This window comes from Kandleria sp., assembly GCF_017934775.1.
GTDB lineage: Bacteria > Bacillota_I > Bacilli_A > Erysipelotrichales > Coprobacillaceae > Kandleria > Kandleria vitulina.
In genome coordinates, this window is the sequence record NZ_JAGBIX010000057.1 from 1 (window position 1) to 5,028 (window position 5,028).

Below are 5,028 nucleotides of genomic sequence, written 5' to 3' on the forward strand. Positions count from 1 at the left end.
AAACTAAAGTACACATATTCAATACTTCTATTATAAAGGAAATAAAGAAAGGGATATAACCTAAACGCTTATCAGTTTTAATGACTCTAGAGAGTCTTAAAAGTAACTCATGGATAAGTCAATTAGATTATACTAGGAGAACACAATGGGAAAAAGATCAATCAAGGAAAATAAAAATATTTACTTTCTTACAAGAGAAGAACAAGGACTAACTAGACTAGAAGCAAGTGAACGTACGGAAGGTATCATCACTGCTAGTCGTCTAGAAAAAATAGAGAACGAAAAGATTCAGCCTCATCCTGAAGATATTCTTGCCCTTGCAAAGGCTTATAATAAACCTTCACTCATTCATCATTTTTGTTCACATGAATGTGCTATCGGCAAGATTCATCGTCATGATGTGCATATCTCATCATTATCAGAGATTGTATTAAGTACACTTTCTACATTAAATACATTAAACAAAGAAAAAGATCGACTTATTGAAATCACCGAAGATGGGATCATCTCTGATGATGAACTAGAAGATTTTGCGATGATTGCCAATCAGCTAGAAAAAATATCTATAACTGCAGACGCACTTAATCTTTGGGTCAGTGATACAATTGCCTCAGGGAAAATAGACAAAGAAAAATTCGAGCTGATTCGCAATGAAAAAAGAAGTATAGAGAGGTAATAGTTTTGCATAAAATTGCTTTAATTAAAGATACAATTAACAAGGTAGAAGATCGTATTCTTCCTCTTATTGAAGATGAAGAAATAAAGAATAAACTACATAATAAATATCAGAATATACTAGAACATATTCCTGCTAGTCAAAAAGAAACATCAAAAGATCATAAGACAATCATTCTTCATGTTTTCCAAGAAGAACTTCCTATTGATATTGATCTCAATAAACTAAAAGAAGCCTTACATTACCAGATGCCTCAGCTTGTCGATCTAGCGACATTTGAATCATTGTTTAAGGATGTTCTTCCTGATCATCTTCGAGAAGAAAGAGAATCAAGAGAACCAATGATCCTAGGAGAATTCTGGCCTACTGAAGAAATGCTTTTCATTGATGGAAAGAAGCGCTATGCTTCTTGGAAAAACAATGAACCAGAATATCCACATAAATATGTAATCGCTAATACAGAAATGATCATCAATGCTACAAGTGAAGAAGTAGATAAACTTTTATTGATGACAATCAAGACAACCTATATTGCACAAGAATACGCATATTATGGAGAATCAGATTTTCCAATTTAAAAGAGACCTAAGAGTCTCTTTTAAAAATCTTTCTTTAACATAACTGCTCTTGAAATTAGGATAGACATCAACATGAATAACAGTACTCCAATAGAAACCATGATGACCTTGAAGCCCTGTAATAATTTTATTATTGTCGCAAAACCTACTAAATTAAAGAGCAATGCGATAGAACCAATGATAATAAATGAAAGTAAAACCATCGCGACAGTTGATTTTGCTGATCCAAAGTAAAGATAGATAGGAATATAAAGTGAAGACGCAAATATATATAATAACAATGATATAAAGATCATTTGAATATTAGCACCAATAATCAATGAATAAATCAGCCAAACAATGATAATTGGCAGAATAGAAACAATACTTAAGACATATTTACTTAACACATACTGTGTTCTTGTAAATGGCAATGTAAACAAGAGAGGATAACCGTTGTCATATTCATCGTAAGTAATTGTCGTTAATGTTTGTACACACATCATATACATCAACATGGGTACCATCTGTTCAAAATAGATCTTCTCAGAAATCAGATTTACAAAAACAATAATAATAAATCCATACAAGATTCCCATACTGTACTTCTTCATAGTCATTAAATCTTTGATCAGTAGAGCCTTCATAGTCTTTCTCCTTTAATGTTCATGAGTAAAATATCATCGAGATTTATATTTTCAATAATCATTTTAGGATAATTTTCTAGGTAGAATTGTTTTTCATTAGTAATAGCACCATATCCCCATTTCTCTTTACAGTAATTAGAGATAAACTGCTTATCTAACGTCTGCCATTCTTTTTCACTACATTTTATTAAACCATATGTTTCATTAATACGATCAATATCTTCATGGAAATTGATTTTTCCATCATTGATAATATAGATTTCATCACACAATGTATCTAAATCATTGGTGATATGAGAACTGATAAGAATTGTACGACTTTCATCTTCTTCCATATAGTCTCTAAGCATATCATAGATATCCATCCTTGCGGATATATCAAGTCCAGTTGTAGGTTCATCTAAGATCAGAACCTTAGCCTGATGAGAAAGTGCCATCAGTACTTTCAGTTTGGCCTTCATACCTGTAGAAAACTTTTTAATAGTCTTTTTTAATGGGAGTTTCATCTCAACTGCTTTCGTTAAAAAGAATTTTTCATCAAAGTGTTTATAGAAGGCCTTTAAGATAGTAGAAATATCCTTAACTGTATAATACTGACTTAACATAGAATCTGAAAAGACAACACCTACATCATTCTTGTCTTCAACACTATAAATAGAGCCTTCATCGATTGAAATCAAACCCAGCAATGCCTTAAATACCGTTGTTTTACCTGAACCATTTTCGCCAAGCAATCCTACTACTGTACCGCTTTTTATTTCTAGTGAAACATCTAACTGAAAATCCTTATACGTTTTCTTTACGTTCTGCATTTTTAGCATACTATGATTCCTCCATAATCATTTTCATAATGTCTAATACATCTTCATTACTTAATCCACTTCTTCTTGCTTTTTTCATTATTCCAGATAACTCTTTTTCAATGTCTTTTACCTGCTGTTCATGAACAACATTACGATCCACCGGCGCAATATAGCTCCCTTTGCCATGTACTGTAATGATAAGTCCTTCTTGTTCTAAAGCATCATACGCTTTCTTAACAGTCAATGCGCTAATTCTTAGCGTATTGGACAATGAACGTACAGAGGGCAATTTATCTTTTTCTTTAAGTTCTTCATTATAGATACTCTTTTTTATCTGATCTACAATCTGTTCATAAATAGGTACCATTCCTTGGGTATTAATAATTATATTCATATGGCCCTCCTTTCTATAAACAGTATATAACAGTATACAACAGTTTGTAAAGTGTTATACACTGTTTATTAAAAAAAACACTACCGAAGTAGTGCTTTTAATAGATGTCTTTTCTTACATATTTAATTAGTCCAATACAAACAATAACGATACTTACAACTGTCCATATTATAATAACTGTACCATTCAATACATGTTTTGTAAGAATATCTGCGGTATCACTTAATGAGAAAGGTGAAAGCTTACCAAATAAATCTTTATGATTTGAGATATTGCCTACAATATAAACAAAATACAGCAGAACAGCTAGTCCTAATCCAATCCCTGTACCATTTTGTCTTAAGAAACAAGAAAGTGAATAGGATATACTTGCGATAACCATATTGATAAAGACAACTGCCATATGGATAAGATAGAATTCTCTCACAAGGAAATCCTGTTTGATGATAATCATGCATATGATTGCAGCTATCAGCATTAATAGGTTAAATAATATAACTTGAATCTGCATGGCTATAAACTTAATGAATGCGACTTTTCCTCTTGAGTAGGGCTGAGTTAAAAGGAAATCTGCAGTTTTTTCATATTCTTCTTTAGATATAATGTTTATGCCAATAAAAGCCGCATATAATGAACCACCTAAGGTCATCATCATGCCACATTCTACACCATAGAATCCAAAGAATGTTAATAAGTTAAATTGATTTAAACCAAAAGCAGAACTGAAGGCACCCATATTAGAAAAGTCTGCCTTCATATTTTTCATTTCAGGGTAAACAAGAATACATACAGCTACAAAGAAAGCAACAAGAAGACTCCAGATCAATAGGACTTTTCTTCCTCTTTTTAACTCCTGTAGAAATAGTGTCATAGTTCATCACCTTCCTTATAGTAGTGCAAGAAAACTTCTTCAAGATCAGGATCTTCAATATTAATATCACTGATTTTTTCTTCTGAAAGCATCTTTAATAGTGATTTCATATGACCACGATAAAGGAATGACACTTGGCCATCTTCTTTTTTAAGATCTTCCATACCATCGATTGTAAAATCAATATCTCCTGTAAGAGTTATTCGTTTAGTCGTACTGTGCATAAGCGTACGTACATAATCACAGGCAATGATATGTCCTTCTCGAATAATGGCAGCACGTTCACAATATCTTTGTATTTCAAGTAGGTTATGACTTGATAAAAAGATCGTTGTTCCTTCCTGATGAAGTTCCTTCAAGATAGAAAAAAATTCTTTTTGAACAAGCGGATCCAATCCACTTGTTGGTTCATCCATAATAAGAAGTCTAGGCTTATGCATCAATGCAATAACAATAGAAAGCTTCTTCTTGTTTCCTAATGAAAGCTGATTAACACGTTTAGTAGTATCAAGTGATAAACGTTCACAAAGCTTATAAGCTTCATCAACACAGTTTTTGTTTTTAAGCTTAGCAGTGTAGGCAATCACCTGTTTCACTTTCATCTTAGGATAAAAAAAGACTTCTGAAGGCATATAACCAACCTCAGATAAAATCTCTATCTTATCTTTCCTAATATCTTTCCCAAAAATATACCCTTCTCCAGACTGATAACGCAACAATCCTAGCATTGTACGAATAGCTGTCGATTTTCCAGCTCCATTTGGACCGATGAAACCGAAGAATTCTCCTTCTTCTACACTAAGATTCAACTTATCAATGCCACGTGATTTCCCATAACTTTTCGTTAGATCACGCAATTCAATAGCATTCATATAAGTCCCCCCTTTCTTATATCATAATCATATCATATTGTAATAACATATAAAAATAAAAGCCCACATACAAAAAAATTGGATAATAGAAATCAAGTAAAAATTTAAAAAAATTATCAGTAATTTTTCATGGTTTTTATTGCACGCTGAAAACCCCTGAAGAAAAAGCGCTTTTTTTCAGGGTGGTTTAGGTGTATAATCTTGTTGT

Annotated in this window: 7 protein-coding genes; 2 read left to right on the plus strand and 5 right to left on the minus strand. The window is 32.2% G+C overall.

What is annotated here, in order from left to right; genetic code table 11:
• The first annotated feature begins 145 nt into the window (after positions 1-145).
• Together J6L95_RS06105 and J6L95_RS06110 are read left to right on the plus strand one after the other, a co-directional pair.
• Positions 146-676: a helix-turn-helix domain-containing protein gene (locus J6L95_RS06105; protein WP_029069852.1), complete on the plus strand. Its 531-nt coding sequence runs from the start codon at positions 146-148 to the stop codon at positions 674-676.
• Positions 677-681: 5 nt separating this feature from the next.
• Positions 682-1,254: a hypothetical protein gene (locus J6L95_RS06110; RefSeq protein ID WP_287458490.1), complete on the plus strand. Its 573-nt coding sequence runs from the start codon at positions 682-684 to the stop codon at positions 1,252-1,254.
• Between the two features lie 20 nt (positions 1,255-1,274).
• Here J6L95_RS06110 and J6L95_RS06115 read toward each other — a convergent pair whose 3' ends face one another.
• The 5 genes from J6L95_RS06115 to J6L95_RS06135 form a co-directional block, all read right to left on the minus strand.
• Entirely contained in the window at positions 1,275-1,880 is a 606-nt protein-coding gene (locus J6L95_RS06115) for an ABC-2 transporter permease (RefSeq protein WP_287458491.1), read from the minus strand.
• Positions 1,877-2,701, minus strand: coding sequence for an ABC transporter ATP-binding protein (locus tag J6L95_RS06120; RefSeq protein WP_031589344.1), 825 nt, complete (start codon positions 2,699-2,701; stop codon positions 1,877-1,879). The genes J6L95_RS06115 and J6L95_RS06120 overlap by 4 nt, the downstream gene beginning before the upstream one ends.
• Position 2,702: 1 nt before the next feature.
• A complete protein-coding gene (locus J6L95_RS06125; protein ID WP_029069849.1) occupies positions 2,703-3,077 on the minus strand; it encodes a GntR family transcriptional regulator in 375 nt (124 codons plus the stop codon).
• Positions 3,078-3,174: 97 nt separating this feature from the next.
• Positions 3,175-3,948 (minus strand): ABC transporter permease subunit, encoded by a 774-nt coding sequence (locus J6L95_RS06130; protein ID WP_287458492.1) that lies wholly within the window; start codon positions 3,946-3,948, stop codon positions 3,175-3,177.
• On the minus strand, positions 3,945-4,820 hold the full coding sequence (locus J6L95_RS06135; protein ID WP_107318034.1) for an ABC transporter ATP-binding protein: 876 nt from the start codon (positions 4,818-4,820) through the stop codon (positions 3,945-3,947). The genes J6L95_RS06130 and J6L95_RS06135 overlap by 4 nt, the downstream gene beginning before the upstream one ends.
• Positions 4,821-5,028: the final 208 nt, after the last annotated feature.

Excerpts from the sequence above, each read along its gene's own strand:
- J6L95_RS06105 (WP_029069852.1), top strand. The coding sequence starts at position 146 with ATGGGAAAAAGATCAATCAAGGAAAATAAAAATATTTACTTTCTTACA.
- J6L95_RS06115 (WP_287458491.1), bottom strand. The coding sequence starts at position 1,880 with ATGAAGGCTCTACTGATCAAAGATTTAATGACTATGAAGAAGTACAGT.
- J6L95_RS06125 (WP_029069849.1), bottom strand. The coding sequence starts at position 3,077 with ATGAATATAATTATTAATACCCAAGGAATGGTACCTATTTATGAACAG.
- J6L95_RS06130 (WP_287458492.1), bottom strand. The coding sequence starts at position 3,948 with ATGACACTATTTCTACAGGAGTTAAAAAGAGGAAGAAAAGTCCTATTG.
- J6L95_RS06135 (WP_107318034.1), bottom strand. The coding sequence starts at position 4,820 with ATGAATGCTATTGAATTGCGTGATCTAACGAAAAGTTATGGGAAATCA.
- J6L95_RS06120 (WP_031589344.1), bottom strand. The coding sequence starts at position 2,701 with ATGCTAAAAATGCAGAACGTAAAGAAAACGTATAAGGATTTTCAGTTA.